The sequence below is a fragment of the Aerococcus sp. L_32 genome (genome assembly GCF_050689315.1).
Genome location: NZ_JBOEQF010001206.1, coordinates 1 through 553, shown reverse-complemented (window position 1 = coordinate 553; position 553 = coordinate 1). Strand labels below are relative to the sequence as shown.

Sequence of the window (553 nt, the reverse complement as noted above, 5' to 3'; positions counted from 1 at the left end):
GGCAGTGATTACTTGACCTATGGCACCAGCACCGGGCACAAATCCTCGGCTTGAAGGGAATTGTACATCTGGGTTGGTGAGATAGAAAGCAGCCCCTCTTTGAACTGCAATCGAGGCTTCAATGAATTGTGGATACGTCACTTCTTGGTCAAGGCCAACGATCACCACATCGCACGGGTCCTGGTCGACGTTTTGAGTCAATTCAAAACCTGCGTCCACTACTTCATCTTTTAAGTAATCCATTCCGATGACATAGGCTTTGCCTGTTTCTTTTGTCAGCTTGCCAGATGTTAAATCTTCAGCAAGGATAAAGCGCAAAGTATCCACTGAGGTGTAGAAATGTTTACCCTCAACATTTAAGCCCGTAATTTTATTTAAATTATCTGCTGCTGCCTGGTGTTTACGCATGGCATTGTTGGTCACAAACATAAATGGAATATTATCTCCAATCAAGCGCTCAATAAAGTCCTTCGCACCCGCTATCGGTTGACCGCCGCGGTACATAGTACCATCTAAATCAATTAAGAAAACCTTATCTTGTAGATCCATCTAT

1 protein-coding gene is annotated in these 553 nt (G+C 43.8%); it reads right to left on the bottom strand.

What is annotated here, in order from left to right; translation table 11 throughout:
* Positions 1 to 549, bottom strand: a 549-nt coding sequence (locus ACRCJ0_RS18955) for an HAD-IIA family hydrolase (RefSeq protein ID WP_431391751.1), incomplete at its 3' end; no start/stop codon positions are given.
* Between the last annotated feature and the right edge of the window lie 4 nt (positions 550 to 553).